The organism is Campylobacter canadensis (genome assembly GCF_013177655.1).
GTDB lineage: Bacteria > Campylobacterota > Campylobacteria > Campylobacterales > Campylobacteraceae > Campylobacter_E > Campylobacter_E canadensis.
On record NZ_CP035946.1, the window covers coordinates 1,724,712 to 1,744,585 of the forward strand.

The following is a 19,874-nucleotide window of genomic DNA, read 5'->3' on the forward strand; positions in this document are numbered from 1 at the left end:
AAATATTTTAGCACTTTTTTCATATAAAAAGTTACTTAATTTATTATAAAAATAACATTAAGTTAATATTAATTCTTTTAGTTTTTTAGCAAATATCTGTATATAAAGTAATCAATTTAGATAACAGTTTTATCATAACTAGCTATTTGCTTGTAAAAACTTTAGTCTTGTAAATAATATTCTATGGTAGAAACCACTCTTATGGTTTTTATATAAGGGGTATTTTTATCTCTATTGCTGATGCTAAATTGCCCTTGAGAAGCCTTTTTTATCTTGCCTAGATGACTGTTTGAATCTTGTGCGAATTTTATCGCTGCATTTCTAGCATTGAGCGTTGCTTCTTCTATCATTTGAGGTTTTATATCATTTAGCTTGGTGTAAAGGTATTCTATGTCGTAATCATCTATTTTTGTTACTATGCCAAATTTTGCAAGACTTGAAATCTTTTCTAGTATGCTTTTTCCAAGCTTTACATTTTGCGTGTAAATGAGTAAATTCGCAGTGCCTATGTATCGGTATGTAGCTTGAGTGTCGTTGCCATAAGGATTGCTTAAACGGTCTATGATATTTGGCGAATTGTAGCTAATCTCATCTTCTTTTATGCCTTGTTCTTTTAAAAATTTGATGATATTTTCTTTATCTTGTTCTAGTTCTTCGTATAAATTTGTAAGATTGTTGTTTGACCTTGTGAATTTTATAGGAAGTATCAAAGTATCTGCTTTAACTTCTTTTTGGCTTAAACCCTTTACACTTACACTTCTTTCAAGAGTTTTAAAATCACTTAAAGCCTTGTTAAATCCAAAAGCTAAAATCAAACTCGCCAAAACTATGGCTAAAGCCATAAGGATATTATTTGTTTTCATAAAATTCCTATTTTAAAATTCTTGGTAGTGTTATTCCTGTTTGGTTTTGATATTTACCGTTTTTATCATCATAAGCAACGCTACAAGGCTCATCTCCTTGCAAAAACAATACCTGTGCAATACCTTCATTAGCATAAATTTTTGCTGGAAGTGGGGTTGTGTTGCTGATTTCAATAGTTATGTGACCACAAAAACCTGGTTCAAATGGAGTTACATTTACAATAATTCCGCATCTTGCGTAAGTGCTTTTACCTAAACAAATAGCTAAAACATCTTTTGGCATTCTAAAATATTCAATCGTTCTTGCTAAAGCAAAAGAATTTGCAGGAACAATACATACATCGCCTACAAAATCAACAACATTTTTTGAATCAAATTCTTTTGGGTCTACTATTGTATTATTTACATTTGTAAAAATTTTAAATTCATTGCCAACACGAATATCATATCCATAAGAGCTAAGCCCATAACTTACAACATTTTTGCCTATGTTTTTTTCGCAAAAAGGCTCAATCATCTTATGTTCTTGTGCCATTTTTTTTATCCAATTATCGCTTTTTAATCCCATTTTTTTCCTTTCTTTACTTTTGCTTTATTGTAGTAAAAAAAATCAAGAATTCAATAAATTAATCTCTTTTAATAAAACTGATTTTGGGGTAAGCGATAAAAATCTTTTTTTTAGCTTTCCTTCTTTATCGTAAATAAACATAGCAGGAACTCCATAAATGCCACCAACAATAGAGCTTAAATACTCAACATCATTTGGGTCATAAATAGTTGCAAATTCTACACCTTTTAGCTTTTTTTTAGCATCTAAATAATCTCTTGCTCCGCCTAAGACTGCTATTAATTTAATTTTATTTTCTTTGTTTAGTTCATTTAAAATAGGTATTTGTTCGTTACAAACCCCGCAATCTTGTGTATAAAAAAACAACATAAAAGCTTCATTAATTCCTTTAATAGCCTTTTGTTTTGCATCAAATTTTATCATTATTAATTCTTTAGAATTTAAAGCACTCATTTTTTCTTCGCTACAAGCGCAAAAAAGCAAAACAAAAATTAAAAATATTTTTTTCATAAATAAGCCTTTATTCTTTCTTGAATATAATTAAATCCTCTATCGCCTAAGATTTTTTCTTTTACAATACCATCTTTTATTATAAATAAAGTTGGTAAGGCAAAAATTTCATATCTTTGCCAAGTAATATCTAAACTATCTTGTAAAAAAATCATACTTGAATAATTGTGAGTTTTTTCATATTCTTTAATTAATTCTAATTTATCAACCGAATTTATTGAATAAATTAAAATATTATTTTTCTTAGCAAATTCATCTAATGAAGCCATTACTTTAAGACAAGCAGCACAACCATTTTGCCAAAATTCCACAAGCTCAATTCCATTAAATCTTAAATTTACTTTTTGATTTTGTGTATTAAAGGCTTTTAAATTTGGTGCTTTTTGATTAAGTTCTAATTTTTCATCATTACAAGCTGCAAAAAAAAGTAAGAAAAATAATAAAAATATTTTATTCATTGCTTAAAACACCATCTTTTATTGTAATTATTTTATCGGCATTTTGTGCTAAATCAGGATTGTGAGTAATTAAAACTATAGTTTTGCCTTCGTTTCTTAAACGCTTAAATATCTCTAAAACTATATTTCCATTTTCTTCATCTAAATTCCCTGTTGGCTCATCTGCTAATAATAATTGTGGGTTGTTTATTAACGACCTTGCAATACAAAGCCTTTGCTGCTGACCACCGCTTAATTCACTTGGTAAGTGGTTTAATCTATCTTTTAAGCCAACCTTATCTAAAATACTAATTGCATCATCTTTATCAGTGCTTGAGTGATAATATTGAGCTAACATTACATTTTCTAACACACTTAAATATGGGATTAAGTGAAATTGTTGAAATATTAAACCAATCTTTTCACGGCGGATTATTTGTTTATCGTGCTGACTTAGATTAAGCACATTTACTCCGTCTAAATAATACTCTCCGCTACTTGCATTATCTAGCATTGAAAGAATGTTAAGCAAGGTTGTTTTTCCACTACCGCTTTTGCCAACTATGCTTAGCCACTTACCTTTTTCTAAAGAAAAATTAATATCTTTTAAAACATTTGCCTTATCAAAACTTTTATATAAATTACAAACCTTTATCATCACTCACCTCTTAAATTATCTATAATATCTACTTGCAATGTGCGTTTTATTGGTAAATAAGACGCTAATGCTGCAAAAAATAAAGATATAAAAATTGCAGCAAAAAATGAAAAAAATCTAAAATCAATGCTAGAATTAAAAATGATTTTTCCTAAAATCTGTGCTAAAACATAACCACCAACACAACCTAAAAGACTTGAAAGTAAAGCTATTACAAAAACTTCACAAGAAAATAGCTTAATAATATCTTTTTTACTAGCTCCTAGTGCTATGTGTAAGGCTATTTCTTTTTTTCTTGCAAAGATTATTGAGCCAAGTGTTGTATTTACACTAGTTGAACTAATAATTAAAATTACAAGAGAAATTAAAAACATAAGTCCTTTAATTTTTTCTAAAATAGCACCTTCTTTAACACTAACACTTTTTATAACAGACAATGAAATATCGTCCGTACTAAGCTTTTTTGAAAGCTCTTCAAGAGAGGTAAAATCATCATCATAAATTATATTTACATAAGATATTGCATCTTTTATGTTTGTAAATTCTTGTGCTGAATTAAGTGGAATAAAAGCCATAGCATCGTTTTCATCACCGCTGCTAAAAATGCCTTTTACATAAAAACTTTTTTCAATAATTTGAGAATTATTTGTGTAGGTTAAGGTAATTTTACTATCTACACCTTTATCTAAGGTAGCGGCTAAATCAACTCCTAAATAAATTACGTTATCTGCTTTGTAATCACTTGGATTTAAAGAACCTTTTATAACTTGTAAAAATTTATTTACACTTTTAAAATTATCAAATTCTACCGCATTAATCAAAAGTTGTCTACTTGAATAACTTGCACTAAAAAATAAATTTTTATTAAAGGCTACTAATTTCTTTTTATCTAATTTACTTTTAATATTATTTACTTCATCGTTTGTTAAGTAGTCTTTATTTACTGAAAATAAGCTCATATTAGCACCATAAGCTTTAATTTCTTTGCTCATTTTATTATCAATATCAAAATACACATTTAAAAAAGAATTAGCTGTAGCAGCACCAATAAAAATAGCTAAAAATATTATAAATAGCCTTTTTTTTGAAAAAAACAAGCTTTGTTTTATCATATTGAAAAAGAAATTATTTTCTACCATAAAGCACCTCAACTATTTGCATATTTGCATAATTTTTTGTAGCAAGTAAAGCACCAAGTAATGATATAATTGCTGCTATTAACATACAAATAGGATAAATAATAAAGTTATAATTAATAGTATGCAAAAATATTTTTAAAGCAATTAAATCGCTTAAGAAAAAGCCAAAAGTACTTCCAAAAACACTTGCAATTAAACTTACAATCAAGCAATCAATTGCAAAGATTAAATATATTTGAAAATTATTAGCGCCTAATGCTTTTAAAAGTCCTATTTCCTTTTGTCTTCTAAACACATCAGAATTTATTAAAGAAGCCATAGCAACACTAGCTACCACTAAGCATATTATAAAAATTAAACTCATTAAACTTTGAATTTTTTTAACGATTGAACTTTCAGCATCAGCTACCTTGCTTAATGCCTTAGCACTTGCACCTGCATAATTTTCTTCTATTTGAAAGGCAATTGAGCTAACATAAGCGGTACAATACCATTTATCGTACTCAAGAGAATTTAGACTATCTTTGTCCTTTCTTGCTCTTTGTGATAAATCGCTTTCAGGGATAGTAAGAGCACTAACTTGCGCTCTTTCATAATTTCCATCTTGTTTTAAAATCTTATTTAAATTATCAATATTAATTAAAATTTTATTTTGATACTCGCTAGCATTTTTAATAATACCAACTAATTTTAATTTTATATTTTCATTATTTATTAAAACACTAAATTCATCATTTAATTTTAAATTAAGACTACTAGCTAGCTCTTTACTCATATTTACTTCATAATCTTTGCTTAAATCATCAACCCACCTGCCATCAATCTGCCAAACAGGATATAAATTAATAAAACCTGTACGATAATCACTTTCTCCATCAATAGGAATATTTTTATCAAAATATGTTCCTAAAAGTGCAATTTCTCTTGATGAAAATAAAGCATTTTCTTCTTTAAAAGGTGCAAAAGCTGCTATATTATTTCTCCAAAAGATTTCTTTAATCTTATACAAATCCTTTAATTCTAAATAAGTTTTATTTGCAAAAGGCTTAATTGATTTATCGCCTACTTCAATATTTAAAGACGTACCTTGCGGTAAAACTACTATATTTGCACCATAATTTCTTAACTCTTTTCCAAGCTCGTTACCAACGCCTAAAGTAATATTTAGCATACAAGATAACAATAAAGTTGCTAAAAATATCGTGCTAAAACTTAAAATCTTTTGAGTTTTGTTGCCTAAAATTGAATTTTTTACTATATTTATAAACATTTTTTAACCTTGTAAGTACTGAATTAAATATGGAGCTTTTGCGTCTTGTTCTACATATTTATCAGGATTTTTCTTAAACTCATTAAAGCTCTCATCGCTTTCAAAATAATAATTTATTCCATTATATTGATAAGTTCTTTTTGCTTCTATATTTAAAAATTCTTTTTTGCTAACTGGGTCAATTACCTTTACTTCAACGATTTCACTAAAATAATTTTCTCCATTTTTTATATTTCTAATTTTTATTTTAAATAAATTATTTTCTTCATCAATCTCATATTCTAAAGGTTGTGGGTTGCATCCACCATTTTTTCCAACACTAGGTAAAAAAATTCTAACATTGCAAGCAACACAAAGTAGCTCATCATTTTTTAACACATAGCCTAAATCACCACAAATATTACAATAATCAAATACCGCTACAGGTGTAACCTTACCTTTAAATTTATTAATTATAAAAAATCTTATTTTCCTACCACTTGCACTTATGTAAGCATAACGGTGTAATTTGCCATCGCTTACTTCTTGTAAATTAAAAGTAAAATAATCTTTAGTATTTGGTGTAATCACCTTAGCTTCATCAATTGTTATTGGTTTTGAATCAACTAAATCATAAAATAAATTCACACAAATAGCGCTAATTGCTATAACAAAATATAAAGAAAAAAAGGCATTTATTTTATGATTTTTATAAATGGCTTTTCTGTATTCAATATCAAATTCACATAATTTTTCTGTATGTTTTGACCTTTGTTTTAAGCTTAATGCACAAAATACAAGCCCTAACAATAGCAACAAATAAGGATAAAATTCATAAAAATAATGACTTTTTGAAATATAGCTTAAAAGCGCTCCATCATAAAATATTTCATCAAAAAAATTTAATAAATCTCTTTTATACATAAATAAACACACAGAACTTAAAGCAATATTTATATATAAAATTGTTATTAATAATCTTATTAAAAATGTATTTTTTAAATATTTAAAAGCATTATAAAAACAAGCAAAAAATATTAACGCTATACACAAAGCTAATAGAATATATGCACAATTAATAACGCCTAAAGTATCAAGCAGTGAAGATTCAAATATTAAAAATCCATCGGATTTAAAATAATATCTCATAAATAACGACAAGCTCAATAAAAATAAACAAATACTTTTAAAAAGATTATTTTTTGCAAAAAGAAATAAAAATAAAGCAATAATTAAAATACAATTTGCGCTAAGTTCTAAATATCTAATTTGTTTTTCATAAGAAAAAATAAAATATGCAATATAAGCAAAAACAAAGCCTAAAACACTAGCAATAAGCGAAGAAAGAATATTATAATTTTTAGCACTATAAGCACAAAAAAAACTTAAAATAAAAACTTCAATAAAAAGATGAACAAAATAAATACTCACAAATTTTCCTTAAAGCAAGGCAAAAAAGCCTTGCTAGATTATTATTTATCAGGTGTACCTGTATATTTGAATTTATACTTTACACTAAAAGTATCAAACCATTTATCAACACCTGTTTCCTTATCAACATGGCGTCCAAAACCTTGTTTTTCAGGATTATCAATTACAAATACTAATTCATAATTACCAATTCCTGTATCCATTTTGATATTTGCACCATAGTGTGGGCCATCATCAGCTACCATTGGCATAAGTTTACCAACTTTAGTTTTACCATTATCGGTATTAGTTAATTTATAACCGATTGTTAAATATGGCATCCAAAATCCTTCAGGAAAACCATTTGGATTTTCTTTAAGTGCGTGAATGTCAGCTTCAAGGTGAATATCTGCTAAAGAAGCAGCTAAATCAATACCTCTTGGCTCCATTTCAATTGGCTGTAAATAAACAGCAGCTATTTCCATTCCGTGTAATTTGTAGCTTTCTGCTCCATCAATTGTTGGAATTTCAACTTCACCTGCAATAGCACTACTTGCTAATAAAGCACCTGCAACTAAACTAAACAATGTCTTTTTCATTGCCTAACTCCTTTTTTTGAATTTGATTTTGTTTGCATATAAAAAACTCCTATTAATACTAATAGAAGGATTATTGCCTGTAAGATAAGTGTTTCATAATACGGGTATAAGCCAAGCCAAGTTATAGCATCAAATTTAAAAGGTATAAGATGAAGAGTAATCACCTTTCCTTCCATAAGCTCCATAATACCCTTGCCTGTAAAAACAAAGCACATATAAAATATTATAAAAGATGTTATAAAGAAAAATTGTTTTATAGGAATTCTAATCGCTCCTGCTTTTAATAAAAAGTAAAGTATGATTAAAATTACAATACCTAAAGCAAGACCACCAAGAACTGCACTTAATCCACTTGCTCCTTTTGAATCAATTAATAAAGCTTGATAAAACAATATAGTTTCAGCGCCTTCTCTAAATACCGCTAAAAATACGCTCCACCATAAAGTTTTCGCACTTCCATTTGTAATTGCTTGTTTTGCTTGAGATTTAAGATTATCTGCATATTGTTTATTTCTTGCATTGCTAAGTAGCCAAAAGCCAACATAAAATAACAATACTACCGCTACAAGCATTGTAACACCTTCTATTAATTCACGACTTTGACCAGAATTGCTTATAAAATATGAAACTACAAAGGCTGTTACAAAAGATAACACAATACCTGTTAAAAGTGCTGAATAAGCTATATTTAACCTATCTTTATTACCACTTTGAATTATATATGAAATTATTGCAACTACAATTATTAAAGCCTCTAAACCTTCTCTTAAAATAATGGTTAAAGCAGATATAAACAAGAATAAAAAAGAAGCATCTTGTAAATTTGGTAATATTGAATCAATTAAATCGTTTAACTCATCAAAATTCTGTCTTAATTCATCTACACTTGCATTTGCTTTAATTAAAGCTACACCTTTTGAGAATTTTTCTTCAATTGAAAGCTTCACGCCTGAATTAATAGCACCGATTTTATTTTCCATTCCACTTGCTTCAAAAATATCTAAATATATATCTTGCAAGGTATTTATACTTGTTTTTGTAGCACTATCTTCGTATGTGTTTAAAAGATTATTAAGAGCAATTTTTATTTCATCAGCAACCTTGTTGTAATCTTTTGTATCACTTTGTGCTACATAATTTGGCGCATCGATACTTGCTATATAATCACTTTGAATATGAGTTAAAGCATCAAAAAGCTCATCTAATAGCCTATCACTTTCTTCCCTAAGCTCTTTTTCACTATATTTAGCTTCTCTAATGCTTGAGCCAAATTGTCTTAATTTAACACGCATATTTATATTTTTATAAGCATTTACAGCAATTTCAAGTTTAGAATTTACATAAAGTGTAGTTCTTGCATAAGCTATTTCATCTGCTGCTTTTGCATACTCGTTTTGTTTGTATAAAGCTATTGCTTCGCTAAATTTTTCATCAATTAAATCGTACATATATTGTAATTTATCATCAATAGCAGATGCTTGTTGTAAGGCATCTAAACTATCATAAACAACTTCTTGCATTTTAGGTTTTACAACTTCGTTGTTTTCTTCTTTTTTAAGCTGTACTAATTCTTGCTCGTTTTGCTCTTTACATTGAATACTTGCTTCTTCTTTGCTTGCACCAAACATCATTTGTGCTTCAATGCAAGAATTTAATAAATTTTTTCTTGCATTTTCTTCAGCTTTAACTTTATCGTAATTTGGGTCTGCTGCAACAGCTACAATTTTAAAGCCGTTTTGAATAATAGGAGTTACTTCATCTAAATCAAATTTCAATCCATCAATTAAAGCTTCAATTTTACTAAGCTTTTCACCCTTGCCGTAATATGAACGCAAAATAGTAAATTTACGCTCCATTAAATAGCCTTTACGACCTATGTTTCTACCTATTGGACCTTCCATATTTTCAAAATGCTGAAAATATGCTTCACTTGCAAGTTGTCTTGCCTCGCTAGCCTTATTTTGTTTGTAAAGCTCTACTGATTTATCTAATTTTTCAAAAATAATGTCTTTTTCTTTAAAATAATCAACATCATCTCTTGCAAATAAAGAAAATACTAAGGTTAAAATAAGAAATATTTGTTTCATTAAGATTACTCACTTTATGATTTTTTTGCGTGAATAATCTTAAGACAGTTTGGTTAATGAAAATTATTTTCAATCTTAAATATTTACTTTAAACCGTAAATAAAAATCGCTAAAATAACGATAGGAACAATAAATTTTACATAAGCATACCAAAGTAAAAAAAACTTGCTTTTTATTTTATTATCATTTGAAATTTCTTTTAAAACTTCATCTTTTTTTAATATCCATCCAACATAAATTGCACAAAAAAGTGCAGTGAGTACAAATAAAATATTTCCACTAATAAAATCAAATGCGTCAAAAATATTAAGATTAAAGATTTTTACATCATCTAAAACCCCGTAAGTTAGTATACAAGGTATATTACCTAAAATAAATATTCCGCCTAAAACTAAATTGATTGCTTTATTTTTACTCATTTTAAATTTTTCTTGCAAAACAGAAATAATTACTTGATAAATTGGTAAAGATGTTGTAAGTGCTGCTATTAGCAATAATAAAAAGAAAATAATTGCAAATATTGCTCCAAAGTGCATTTTAGAAAATACAATAGGAAGGGTTTTAAATACCAATGATGGTCCTGAATCAGGAGCCAAGCCAAAAGAAAATAAAGAAGGAAAAATCATAAATCCTGCTAAAACTGCTATTAAAGTATTTATAACTCCTGTAATTACTGCTGTATTTAGCATATTTTCTTTTTTATCTAAATAACTTGATAAGGTTATCATTACCCCAAAACCCAAAGAAAGTGCAAAAAACACTTGCCCTAAAACCGATAAAAACAATTCTGGAGTTATTTTTGAAAAATTAGGTTTAAGATAAAATTCTATGCCTTGCATTGCTCCATCAAGGGTAATATTTCTAATAACCATTGCAAAAAGGCATAAAAATAATAATGGCATTAAATATTTTACAAATCTTTCAATCCCATCAATAATACCCTTTCTTAAAATATACCAATTTATAACAACAAATAAAAAGGTAAAAATTCCTATTGCTAAAGGAGAATGCTCTATTGTTTTTTCATAAAATTCTTTTGTAATTTGCGCATTTAAACTTGAGTTTAAAACCAAGCCGCTATCGCTAAACATTCCATAAAAAATATAAATAATATAAGAAATAACCCAAGCACCAAGCACCATATAATAAGCCATAATCGCATAAGAACCTAAAAGTCCAGCATAGCCTATAAACGAATATTTTGAGCTTGTTCCTTTACAAAAAGCATCTACGCTATTTGTGTGTGCTCTTCTACCAATTACATTTTCTACTAAAATCATAGGAATTCCAATTAAAATCATGGCTATAACAAAGACTAAAACATAAGCACCACCACCATTTTGACCTACTAAATAAGGAAATCTCCAAGTAGCTCCAAAACCAATAGTAGCTCCAGCAACGGTTAAAATATAAGTTAATTTGTTAGTCCAAGTTTGTCTTTGCATAATTTATCCTTTGATGATTTTTTTAAAAAAGTTTTGATTATATAAAAATAAATAAATTTTTATTTAAATGTTGAGTAATTTGATGTTATCAAGAAAAAAATAATTAAGAATTTGAGTAAAAATTACTCAAATTCCCTTAATTTGCTTTAAAAATAGCTCCCATTCATAAGCACTCTTGCAAATTAATTTTATATCATCGTATTTTGCTTGCCATTTTGTAAGTTTTTTAATTTTATCGCAATTTGCAACTAAGCAATCAGGGTCTCCTGCTCTTTTGCCTGCTAGTTCAACATTAAAATCAACCCCGCTTACTTCTTTCATAATCTTAATCACCTCTTTAACGCTAGTTCCTTTTGAATAACCTACATTAAAATAATCACTTTTTTTGTTTTCTTTTAAATACTCATAAGCACAAAAATGTGCATTAGCTAAATCATCTACATGAATAAAATCTCTAATGCAACTTCCATCAGGGGTATTATATGTATCTCCGTATAAATACATTTTTTCTCTTTGTTTGCTTGCTGTTTGTGCGGCAATTTTTATTAGCAAGGTGCTAGGATTGTATTGCCCTAGTTTTGCTTGAAGCGATGCTCCTGCTACATTAAAATATCTAAGAGCTATGTAATTAAAATCTTGCTTACTATCGCTAAATTCTTTTAGCATCATTTCTCCAATTAATTTTGTGCTACCGTATGGATTAATAGGATTTTTAATATCATCTTCAAAAATTTCATCTTTAATTAAATTACCATAAGTTGCAGCAGAAGAAGAAAAAATAAAATTATTTATATTATGTAAATTAGCAAATTCTAATAATTTTACCATCTTGCAAACATTATTTGTGTAGTATTTTAAAGGATTTTGAGTGCTTTCAAATACTTGAGTATTTGCTGCAAAATGAACTATACATTCAATATTATTTTCTTTTGCTATTTTTTCTAAAAGATTATTATCCGCAAAATCTCCTTCATAAAAACTAAAATTGCTATTTTGTTTTAAATAATCAACTGCGTATTTTGCCCCTGTGCTAATATCATCAATCCCAACAACCTTATAACCTCTTTGCATAAAATTATAAGCACAAACAGAGCCAATATACCCAGCAACGCCAGTCATTAAAAATGTCATAAAATCTCCTTTAAAATTAAGTGTAAATTATTTATTACATAATCAATCTCATCATTATTAATTATGTAAGGCGGCATAAAATAAATAGTTTTTGCTAAAGGTCTTAATAATAAGCCTTTTTCTAAAGCTTTTTGCTTTATTAAGCTTGTAAAATTATTTATATTACAATCTACATCAAAGGCAAAAACCATACCACAATGCCTTAAATTTTTAACTTCTTTGTAGTTTAAAAATTCTTGCCACCTTTTAAAAATATAAGCGGATTTTATTTTATTTACATTAATAACATCTTCATTTTCAAAAATATCAAGCACCGCATTTGCACAAGCACAAGCCAAAGCATTTCCTGTATATGAATGAGAATGCAAAAAAGACCTTTTATAATCTCCATAAAATTCATCATACACACAATCTTTTAGCATAACAACACTAAGCGGTAAATATCCGCCGCTAATTGCCTTGCTTAAACATAAAAAATCAGGCACAATATCACTTTGCATATAAGCAAACATTGTTGAAGTCCTTGCAAAACCTACTGCAATTTCATCAAAAATAATATCAACATCATATTCTTTTGCCATTCTTACTGCTTTATTTAAATATTCAACCTTGTACATATTCATATTACCTGCACATTGAATTAAAGGCTCAATAATAAAAGCACTTATTTTATCTGCATATTTTTTTAAAATATCTTCTAATGCCTTTAAATACGATGAAAAATCGCTATCATTAAAGCTTGGCACTGGGGTAAAAATATTTTTAATTAATAAATCTTTGTAAGTATTTTTATAAATTCCAACATCGCTAATGCTTAAAGCAGCTATTGTTTCTCCGTGATAAGAATTACTTAAAGATAAAAATAATTCCTTTTTTTTGCCTTGTAAAAAATTTTTATGAAAACTCATTTTCAAGGCTATTTCAACGGCACTTGAGCCATTATCTGCAAAAAAACATTTTTGGAAATTATTATTATTAATTTCGCATAATCTTTTTGACAAATCAACAATTGGCTTATGTGTAAAACCTGCTAAAATGATGTGTTCTAGGCAATCAATTTGCTCTTTTAGCTTTTTACCAATATACTCATTTTGATGTCCAAAAATATTCACCCACCAAGAACTAATGCAGTCAATGTAGGCTTTATCATTAAAATCATACAAATACACGCCTTTTGCACTTTTTATAGGCAAAAGTTCTAAGAATTTATGCTCACTCATTTGAGTACAAGGGTTAAAAAGATATTTTAAACTAAGTTGTGAAACTACTTTATTTTTATCCATTTTCTAATTCTTTATAAAATAATTTTTATGGTAAAAAGTGTATTAGATGAATTAAAACAAAAAGCAAATTATAGAACTTTAAAAGAGTATAAAAAAGATGGCGATTATTTAATAATTAACAATGAAAGAAAGCTAAATCTTTCAAGCAATGATTATTTAAATTTAAGCTCTTTGCAAAAAGATTTTTTTAAAAATAATGAATATTTTAATTTAAGCTCTGATGCTTCAAGATTACTTTGTGGAGGAGATTATGTGCATAAAGATTTTGAAGATTATCTTAGTTTAATTTACAAAAAACAAGCTTTATTGTTTAATAGCGGGTATTGTTTAAATCTTTCTTGCATTAGTGCTTTAAGCAAGTTAAAAAATTCTCTTTTTTTGTGTGATAAAAACATTCACGCAAGTATGATTGATGGACTTATGTTAAATAATGCTAATTTTAAAAGATATAAACATTCAAATTTAGATGAATTAAAAGAACTTTTATTTTTAAATGCTAATAAATATGATTATATTTTTATACTTAGCGAAGCCGTATTTTCAATGGATGGAGATATTTTAGATATAGATAAATTAATACAATTAAAAAAAGAATTTAAAAATGTATATTTATATATTGATGAAGCTCATAGTATTGGTGTTTTAGGGCAAAATGGCTATGGGCTTAGTTATTTAAATGATGTTGATTTTTGTGTTTTAACCTTTGGAAAAGCTTTAGCAAGTAATGGTGCTGTGATGCTTTGTGCTGATATTTTTAAAGAGTATTTTATAAATACTGCAAGAAGTTTAATCTACTCAACTTCTATTAGCCCAATAATTGTTGCTTGGACTTTTTATTTATTCAAGCAATTAAAGAATTTTGATAATTTAAGACAAAATTTAAAAGAATTAAGCCTTTTAGTAAATGAAGAATTAAAAAGCAAATTCAAAATTGATGGCACTTTGCATATAAAAATGCTTAGATTAAACTCAAACGAAGAAGCTGATTTTTATGCAAAAAAACTATTTTTAAATTCTTATTATCTACCAGCTATAAAAAAACCCACTACTTTAATTCCATCTTTAAGATTTAGCTTAAAAGCTAATTTTACAAAAGAAGAAATATTAAAATTTTGCAAGGTGATTAAAAGTATATGAAAAGTATTTTTTTAAATCAAAAAAAGAATAAAAATTTAATCTTATTTTTTAGTGGTTTTGCTTGTTCGTTTAAGATGTTTGAGCATTTAAAATACGATGAATTTGATGTTTTGATAATTTATAATTATACAGATAATAATGCTGATTTTTTACATTTTTTAAAAGTTTATGAAGGCATTTATTTACTTGCTTTTTCAATGGGCGTTATGATAGCTTCTAAGATTAATTTTAATATAAATTTCATAAAAAAAATTGCAATTAATGGCTCTTTAGAAGGAATAGGACAAAAATCAATTGATGAAAGAATTTTTAAACTAAGCATAAAAAATTTTAATTTAGATGAGTTTTTAAAGGCTGCAAATTATTTAGAATTTAAAGAATTTTTAAACTACGACTTTAAAGAAGAATTAAAAAATATTTTAGCTTTAAGTAAAGAAAAAAGCTATCTTAAAAACTATGATAAACTAATTTTAAGCGATAAAGAGCATATTTTTAAAAAGCTAGAAAAAGAAGATTTTTACAAGCAATTGCAAAAAATCTCTTCATATCATTATTGTTTTAAGGATTTTAAAAGTTGGAAAGAAATAATTTTTTAAAAGCTAAAAATACTTATTTAAAAGAAGCCTTAATTCAACAAAATATGAGAGAACTTCTTTTTAACTTTTTAGAAAAAAAACATTACAAAAATGTCTTAGATATAGGCACAAATCAAGGCGAATTTGCAAAATTAATAAAAGAAAAAATTACTTTTAATTCTTTTGATTGTCTTGATATTAATCATAATGAAGAGTTTTTTTTAAATAGCGAGTTTAATTTTATTTGCAGTGATTTTTTAGCTTATGAAAGTTGTAAAAAATATGATTTAATAATTTCTAATGCTTGTTTGCAATGGCTTGATTTTAAAAAGGCAATAATTAAGATTAAAAAACTAGCAAATGATGATAGTGTAATTCTTTTAAGTACATTTTGCACTGGTAATTTATATCAAATAAAAGATTTTTTTAACATTAGCTTAGATTATTTAAGCGTAGAAAAAATACAAAATATAATAAAAAAATATTTTCCAAATTCTTATTGCTTTTGCAAAGATTACAAGCTTAGTTTTAAAAGTGCGATTGACTGCTTTAGACATCTTAAAAATACTGGGGTAACAGGATTTGCAAGAGTTAATCTTAATAAGCAAATCCTAAAAGATTATGAACTAAAATACAAAAACACTCTAAGTTATAAATGTGTTTTTATAATTATTAATCCTTCCTTAAATCAATATTCTTAATAAGCTCAAGCCATATATTTACACCATTATTAAGTGCATTTTTATTAATGCTCATATTTGGATGATGAAGACCAGGGGTGCAATCTACACCAAGCCCCATAAAACCTGCTTTTATACCTTTTTTAACAGGATAAAAGAAAAAATCTTCTCCGCCTAAAATATTTTTTTCTTTAAACACATTTTCTTCGCCTAAGATATTTACACAAGCTTTGTAGCATTCTTTAGCACATAAGCTATTAATTTGTGCTGCTACAATATCGTTTAAAATTTCATATTCATAAGTTGAATTATTAAAAGTAATCACTTTTGCAGCTTGTAATAATTTTTCTTTTAACTCTTGCATTGTTTTATTATCTTGCGCTCTTAAATCAAATACAATACTTGCTTTATCGTTAATTGAATTTGTTACTGCGTTATTTGCTACAAAACGAGTAACTTTAATGCTTGATGCTATGCTAGTATCTACATAAATCATTCTTGCTGCATTTATCAAAGCACAAGCACTATCAATAGCGTTTATGCCAAGATGTGGTCTTGCTGCGTGTGCGCTTAGACCTGTAATATCAAACTTAATAGCACAACTAGCTGCAAAATACATACTAGCAATGGCTTGATTACTTTGGCATTCTTGCTTTGGTCTTATGTGCATTCCATAAATTTCATTTACATCATCTAAAGCCTTATTTTCTATCATAAACAAAGCGCCCTTTCCTAGCTCTTCTGCAGGTTGGAATAAAAAGCGAAAAGATTTATTTTTAATTAAATTATTTTGCTTTGCAATTAAGGCTGCGTTTAAAAGCATAGCACTATGTGCATCATGCCCACAAGAATGAATTGCACAAATTTTATCATCAATATTATGTCCTAAAGCATCCATATCAGCCCTTAAAGCTACAACATAATCACTATTTGTAAGCTGTGCATAAAAGCCTGTTTGTCCAACTTCTTGTATATAAAAACCAGCCTTGCTTAATTTTTCTTTTAAATAAGCACTTGTTTTAAATTCACAAAAGCCAAGTTCGGCTAAATTGTGTAAATCTTCATAAAATTTAATTACTTGCATTTTTTCTCCTTTAAATTTCTTTAATTATTACTAAAATAAATTACCATTTAACATCTTTTAAACAAGGATTACTATGAAAAATGAATTTGTGATTGGTAAAGTAAAATTTAGCTCTTATCTTGCTTTAATTTTTCTTATTTTGTTTTTTTCTGGTTTGCTTTCAAAACACGATATTTTAAAAGCATTTGATTTTGCAACATTAAGCGGTACCTTTGGGCAAATAAAATTAAACGAATTTAGCTTTTCTTTTCTTGGCAAGGGTGGAGATGGTGCTAGGGCTGGATTTTTATTTGCCTTTTCATTAATTCCTGCAATTATGCTTGCTTTAGGCGTTATTGAATTAATGCAGCACTACGGTGCAATTAAAGCAGCACAAAAATTATTAAGCCCTATTTTAAGACCGATTTTAGGCGTGGCTGGACTTTGTGGAATAATTTTAATTACTGATTTACAAAGCACTGATGCTGGTGCTATTATGAGCAAACAAGCTTATGAAGATGAATTAATTGATGAAAAAAGTTTAATAATAATTGCTGCTTGGCAATATAGTGGAGCTGGGCTTATAAATAACTTTTTTGCTATAGGTGCAGCTATTATTTCGCATTTAAGTATTTTACCAATTATTATAATTATGCTTATGATAATTATGAAATTCATAGGAGCAATCTTTGTAAGAATTATGCTAAATACAATTTATAAAAAGGATTTTGCATGAATAAAAATCCATTAGATGTTTTTATTGAAGGGGCAAAAAAGGGTTTTAATATTGCTGTTTTTTCATTATTGCCTAATGTTTTAATGGCTTATGTGATTGCAAAAATGCTTACAATTTTAGGAATTATGCAATTATTAGCAAAGATTTTTTCTCCTATTATGAGTTTATTTTCTTTACCTGGAGAAAGCATTGCTGTTTTATTATCTGCTTGGCTTAGCGTTAGTGCTGGAGTTGGAATGCTAATTAGCCTTATTAGTGATAATTTATTAAACGATGTACAAATTAGCATTATAACCCCTGCTATTTTTTTAATGGGCGCACAACTTCAATATATGGGAAGATTATTAGGCGTTGCAGGAGTTAGAAAAAAATATTGGCCATTGCTAATGCTAACAAGTATTTTAAATGCCTTTATTGCTATGGGATTTTTAGCTTTTTATTTTAAAATAAGTTAAAAAAAGCTTAATTCTTTTTTTACCTCATCGCTTGCAAAAGATATTTCCCAAGCAGGTTCAAAAACTAAATTAATCTCGCAGCTATTAACGCCTTCTACGCTTAAAGCTGCGTTTTTTACCCAATCAAGTATCATCTCATGCATAGGACAAGATTTAGTTGATAAACTCATAGTTACAATACAATCTCCGCTATTAAACTCAACATTATAAATTAAACCAAGCTCTACTACGCTAAATCCTACTTCAGGGTCAATAACTTCATTTATTGCACTAATTATCTTTTTAATCATTTTTTTCTCCTTTGTATTTTATAAAAGTAAAAATATTTATCATATTAATAAAAAGCAAAAGCAAAAATATAAGCCAAAAATAAGCTAAAAAATCTTTAAAGAATAAAACACTAATAAAACAAAAAACATTAAGCAAAATACAAATATTTGCTAATTTTTCTTTTACCATATCAGTTAATAATGGAACTTTGCACTTACCAACAAATTTAGCTATAAAATGATACCAAATTAAAAAAGGTAAAATTTTATACATATGCGCAACTATAAAAGGTAGCAATACTCCAAAAATTAATGATAAAATTGCTAAATTATAATATTTTAAAAAACACAAAATACTAGTAAAAATCAAGCACAAAGCACTAAAAATAACATTTATATTCCAATAATCAAGCTTTTTTCTTACCCTATTTTTTAGCAAGATTAAAACCCAAATAGCAAAAACAATCATCGCTAAATATGCAAATATTGCTAAATGAAAAATCGCTAAAAAATATAAAATAAAAGATATTTTTACTAAGATTATAGGACTTTTATGATTTAAGCTAAACATAGGTAAAAGCATTAAAGCAGCACCCATTGAAGTAAAAAACACAAAACCAAGCATAAAATATATATGATAATACAAAAATATTTCATACTCAATTTCAATATATAAATTATAAAAAGCAAAAATACAAAAAGCAGCACAAAGCCCTAAAAATAAATATACAACAGCACAATATAAAAGCATTTGTGTAAGGTTTTTTATCTTATAAAAAGATAATAAAAATAAAAAAATAAAATAAAATAAAGCAATACAAATAAAAATAGCACTCTTAAAGCACAAAGAATAATTAGCGCTATAAAATCCATAAAGTAAAACACATATAAAAATATTAAAAATTAAAGCAAAAATTAAAGACATTTTTATGCTAATAAATGCTTTTTCATAGGCAACAGAGCTTAATTGATACAAACTTGCAATAATTACATTTAAAGCAAAGGCAGCAAAAAATGAATGTAAAAATGCTTTAAAATATGCCGAGTCTAAATTAAATTTAAAAAGTAAAAAAGAAAAAGTAAGTAAGTGCATTAATGCAAATACAAAATAAATTCCTACTAATTTAAACGGCGGCGCAAAAGAATTTAGCATTATTTATGGTCCTTGCAGCTTTCATCAAAATTAATTTTTTCTACTCCTTCTTTTTGGGTAAAAATTAATTCAAATATTCCATTTTCTTCAGTACTTTGTATATCAAAATAAGCACTAACACTTGGCAATAAACCCAATGGATTGCGATGATTGTGCATAATTAATTTTTGATTAGCTTTTAAATTATTTAAACCAACCCTTGCATTAATCATTGGTTCAGGTGGCATACAAGCACTACTATCAAAAGCTAAATACTCATCATTTTCATAAAACTTCACAGTGGCATTTTTTAATGAAACTTCTTTCCAAGATTTAAAATCAAACATATTTTCTCCTTTTTGCTGATATTATATTTTTTTACAAGCTTTTATTTTTGATTTAGGTCAAAAAAGATAAGAATTTATATTTTTGCGTTAAACTGCTTGAA

22 protein-coding genes are annotated in these 19,874 nt (G+C 27.0%); 5 read left to right on the top strand and 17 right to left on the bottom strand.

Annotation, left to right across the window (positions count from 1 at the left end):
• Window positions 1–161: 161 nt before the first annotated feature.
• From CCANL266_RS08295 to CCANL266_RS08355, 13 genes are all read right to left on the bottom strand, one after another.
• Window positions 162–863, bottom strand: a complete 702-nt coding sequence (locus CCANL266_RS08295) for an SIMPL domain-containing protein (protein ID WP_172233944.1) — start codon at window positions 861–863, stop codon at window positions 162–164.
• Between the two features lie 7 nt (window positions 864–870).
• Complete coding sequence (dcd, locus tag CCANL266_RS08300; protein ID WP_172233946.1) at window positions 871–1,431, bottom strand: dCTP deaminase; 561 nt, start codon at window positions 1,429–1,431, stop codon at window positions 871–873.
• Between the two features lie 42 nt (window positions 1,432–1,473).
• Window positions 1,474–1,941 (bottom strand): TlpA family protein disulfide reductase, encoded by a 468-nt coding sequence (locus tag CCANL266_RS08305; protein WP_172233947.1) that lies wholly within the window; start codon window positions 1,939–1,941, stop codon window positions 1,474–1,476.
• Window positions 1,938–2,399 (bottom strand): TlpA family protein disulfide reductase, encoded by a 462-nt coding sequence (locus CCANL266_RS08310; protein ID WP_172233948.1) that lies wholly within the window; start codon window positions 2,397–2,399, stop codon window positions 1,938–1,940. The genes CCANL266_RS08305 and CCANL266_RS08310 overlap by 4 nt, the downstream gene beginning before the upstream one ends.
• Window positions 2,392–3,036, bottom strand: a complete 645-nt coding sequence (locus tag CCANL266_RS08315; RefSeq protein ID WP_172233949.1) for an ABC transporter ATP-binding protein — start codon at window positions 3,034–3,036, stop codon at window positions 2,392–2,394. The genes CCANL266_RS08310 and CCANL266_RS08315 overlap by 8 nt, the downstream gene beginning before the upstream one ends.
• Window positions 3,036–4,175: an ABC transporter permease gene (locus tag CCANL266_RS08320; protein WP_172233950.1), complete on the bottom strand. Its 1,140-nt coding sequence runs from the start codon at window positions 4,173–4,175 to the stop codon at window positions 3,036–3,038. The genes CCANL266_RS08315 and CCANL266_RS08320 overlap by 1 nt, the downstream gene beginning before the upstream one ends.
• Window positions 4,162–5,445, bottom strand: coding sequence for an ABC transporter permease (locus CCANL266_RS08325; protein ID WP_172233951.1), 1,284 nt, complete (start codon window positions 5,443–5,445; stop codon window positions 4,162–4,164). The genes CCANL266_RS08320 and CCANL266_RS08325 overlap by 14 nt, the downstream gene beginning before the upstream one ends.
• 3 nt (window positions 5,446–5,448) lie before the next feature.
• Window positions 5,449–6,855: a Fe-S-containing protein gene (locus tag CCANL266_RS08330; protein WP_172233952.1), complete on the bottom strand. Its 1,407-nt coding sequence runs from the start codon at window positions 6,853–6,855 to the stop codon at window positions 5,449–5,451.
• A 41-nt stretch (window positions 6,856–6,896) separates the two neighbouring features.
• Window positions 6,897–7,433 (bottom strand): iron transporter, encoded by a 537-nt coding sequence (locus CCANL266_RS08335; protein ID WP_172233953.1) that lies wholly within the window; start codon window positions 7,431–7,433, stop codon window positions 6,897–6,899.
• Window positions 7,430–9,520 carry an FTR1 family iron permease gene (locus tag CCANL266_RS08340; protein WP_172233954.1) on the bottom strand — a complete coding sequence of 697 codons (2,091 nt, stop codon included), beginning with the start codon at window positions 9,518–9,520 and terminating at the stop codon, window positions 7,430–7,432. The genes CCANL266_RS08335 and CCANL266_RS08340 overlap by 4 nt, the downstream gene beginning before the upstream one ends.
• Before the next feature lie 83 nt (window positions 9,521–9,603).
• Window positions 9,604–10,965, bottom strand: a complete 1,362-nt coding sequence (locus tag CCANL266_RS08345; RefSeq protein WP_172233955.1) for a sodium-dependent transporter — start codon at window positions 10,963–10,965, stop codon at window positions 9,604–9,606.
• Window positions 10,966–11,091: 126 nt separating this feature from the next.
• Window positions 11,092–12,096: a UDP-glucose 4-epimerase GalE gene (gene galE / locus CCANL266_RS08350; protein ID WP_172233957.1), complete on the bottom strand. Its 1,005-nt coding sequence runs from the start codon at window positions 12,094–12,096 to the stop codon at window positions 11,092–11,094.
• Window positions 12,093–13,379 (bottom strand): adenosylmethionine--8-amino-7-oxononanoate transaminase, encoded by a 1,287-nt coding sequence (locus tag CCANL266_RS08355; RefSeq protein ID WP_172233959.1) that lies wholly within the window; start codon window positions 13,377–13,379, stop codon window positions 12,093–12,095. The genes galE and CCANL266_RS08355 overlap by 4 nt, the downstream gene beginning before the upstream one ends.
• A gap of 27 nt (window positions 13,380–13,406) precedes the next feature.
• Between CCANL266_RS08355 and CCANL266_RS08360 the strand changes: the two genes are divergently transcribed.
• The 3 genes from CCANL266_RS08360 to CCANL266_RS08370 are packed head-to-tail and all read left to right on the top strand — an operon-like array spanning window position 13,407 to window position 15,792.
• Window positions 13,407–14,516 carry an aminotransferase class I/II-fold pyridoxal phosphate-dependent enzyme gene (locus CCANL266_RS08360; RefSeq protein ID WP_172233961.1) on the top strand — a complete coding sequence of 370 codons (1,110 nt, stop codon included), beginning with the start codon at window positions 13,407–13,409 and terminating at the stop codon, window positions 14,514–14,516.
• Complete coding sequence (locus tag CCANL266_RS08365; RefSeq protein WP_172233963.1) at window positions 14,513–15,112, top strand: pimeloyl-ACP methyl esterase BioG family protein; 600 nt, start codon at window positions 14,513–14,515, stop codon at window positions 15,110–15,112. The genes CCANL266_RS08360 and CCANL266_RS08365 overlap by 4 nt, the downstream gene beginning before the upstream one ends.
• Complete coding sequence (locus tag CCANL266_RS08370) at window positions 15,091–15,792, top strand: methyltransferase domain-containing protein (RefSeq protein ID WP_172233965.1); 702 nt, start codon at window positions 15,091–15,093, stop codon at window positions 15,790–15,792. Before CCANL266_RS08365 ends, CCANL266_RS08370 begins: the two co-directional genes overlap by 22 nt.
• On the opposite strand, the gene CCANL266_RS08375 is transcribed toward CCANL266_RS08370, so the two are convergent.
• Complete coding sequence (locus CCANL266_RS08375) at window positions 15,764–16,855, bottom strand: amidohydrolase (protein WP_172233967.1); 1,092 nt, start codon at window positions 16,853–16,855, stop codon at window positions 15,764–15,766. The genes CCANL266_RS08370 and CCANL266_RS08375 overlap by 29 nt on opposite strands.
• A 73-nt stretch (window positions 16,856–16,928) precedes the next feature.
• On the opposite strand from CCANL266_RS08375, the gene CCANL266_RS08380 reads away from it, so the two are divergent.
• Entirely contained in the window at window positions 16,929–17,570 is a 642-nt protein-coding gene (locus CCANL266_RS08380) for a hypothetical protein (protein WP_172233969.1), read from the top strand.
• Window positions 17,567–18,025 (top strand): YjiG family protein, encoded by a 459-nt coding sequence (locus CCANL266_RS08385; protein WP_172233971.1) that lies wholly within the window; start codon window positions 17,567–17,569, stop codon window positions 18,023–18,025. Before CCANL266_RS08380 ends, CCANL266_RS08385 begins: the two co-directional genes overlap by 4 nt.
• Here the strand turns inward: CCANL266_RS08385 and CCANL266_RS08390 are convergent.
• From CCANL266_RS08390 to CCANL266_RS08400, 3 genes are read right to left on the bottom strand one after another with little or no spacing between them, the layout of a single operon-like run.
• Window positions 18,022–18,315 carry a metal-sulfur cluster assembly factor gene (locus CCANL266_RS08390; RefSeq protein ID WP_172233973.1) on the bottom strand — a complete coding sequence of 98 codons (294 nt, stop codon included), beginning with the start codon at window positions 18,313–18,315 and terminating at the stop codon, window positions 18,022–18,024. The genes CCANL266_RS08385 and CCANL266_RS08390 overlap by 4 nt on opposite strands.
• Window positions 18,308–19,447, bottom strand: coding sequence for a hypothetical protein (locus CCANL266_RS08395; protein WP_172233975.1), 1,140 nt, complete (start codon window positions 19,445–19,447; stop codon window positions 18,308–18,310). The genes CCANL266_RS08390 and CCANL266_RS08395 overlap by 8 nt, the downstream gene beginning before the upstream one ends.
• The gene (locus CCANL266_RS08400) at window positions 19,447–19,773 is read right to left on the bottom strand and encodes a hypothetical protein (protein ID WP_172233977.1); all 327 of its coding nucleotides are present in this window, start codon (window positions 19,771–19,773) and stop codon (window positions 19,447–19,449) included. The genes CCANL266_RS08395 and CCANL266_RS08400 overlap by 1 nt, the downstream gene beginning before the upstream one ends.
• Window positions 19,774–19,874: the final 101 nt, after the last annotated feature.